The organism is Flavobacterium azizsancarii (genome assembly GCF_027980145.1).
Classification (GTDB): Bacteria; Bacteroidota; Bacteroidia; order Flavobacteriales; family Flavobacteriaceae; genus Flavobacterium; species Flavobacterium azizsancarii.
Genome location: NZ_JAMZNK010000121.1, coordinates 1 through 485 on the forward strand (window position 1 = coordinate 1; position 485 = coordinate 485).

Here is a 485-nt window from a genome sequence, read left to right on the forward strand (position 1 = left end):
ATTTCTTTACTAAAAATCTCTTCTCTCAATTTTTTGATTATTAAAATTGAATTCTTTGGCATATCTAAACTCTGTAAAATTATAGCTTAAATATAAGAAAATTACTATAAACTAACAAATTAAAAACATCTTAATTTATTGAAATAAAGAATATTAACACCTTAACTTAATGACATTGAGCGCGAGCGTCCCGCTCGTGAACACAATCAAAATAACTACAAGGACTAACTTAAAAATAGTCACGATCGGAACCTTTGTCAAAGTTTTAAACCAAGAGTGTAAGGAACTTTCTTTCATGTATTGAATGTTTCTAATTTACTAGGATCCCCACCACAATGTATTACTACTTGTTGAATGATTTCATTTTGTAATTCATTACAAAATGAAATTTTGGGGATCTTATATCCTTTTAAGCCATTGAGTTTTATGTAACTCAAAAGTAAAATGGATGCAATTAGAATAATATATATCATTACTTGAATTCC

At 27.2% G+C, this 485-nt stretch carries 1 protein-coding gene; it reads right to left on the minus strand.

Going from position 1 to position 485, the window contains the following annotated elements:
- Window positions 1–293: 293 nt before the first annotated feature.
- On the minus strand, window positions 294–485 hold a 192-nt coding region (locus tag NJT12_RS24880; RefSeq protein WP_271338803.1), incomplete at its 5' end, for a hypothetical protein.